We start from the raw sequence: 315 nt of genomic DNA, 5'->3' as shown, positions 1-315 counted from the left end.
CCAGCACTTCGTCGCCGCGGGTGCTCATCGGCCCCGGCACCACCCCGGCCTGGAGGTGGTGCTGGTGCCGATGAGCACCCGCGGCGACGAAGTGCTGGACCGCTCGCTGGCGGCGATCGGCGGCAAGGGTCTGTTTCTGAAGGAACTGGAGCTGGCCATGCTGCGCGGCGAGGCCGACTGCGCGGTGCATTCGCTCAAGGATGTGCCGATGGAACTGGACGATCCGTTCGTGCTGCCGGCGATCCTGGGCCGCGGCGACCCGGCCGACGCGCTGGTGTCCAATCTCTACGCCAGCCTGCAGGCATTGCCGCTGGG

Annotated in this window: 1 pseudogene; it reads left to right on the top strand. The window is 69.8% G+C overall.

From position 1 onward, the window contains the following. A pseudogene (locus tag Y887_RS17690) lies at positions 1–315 on the top strand (hypothetical protein); the annotation flags it as partial.

Source organism: Xanthomonas pisi DSM 18956 (assembly GCF_001010415.1).
In the GTDB taxonomy this organism is placed as follows: domain Bacteria; phylum Pseudomonadota; class Gammaproteobacteria; order Xanthomonadales; family Xanthomonadaceae; genus Xanthomonas; species Xanthomonas pisi.
Note: the sequence above shows the minus strand (reverse complement) of the source record. Positions and strands in the feature narration are given on the sequence as shown.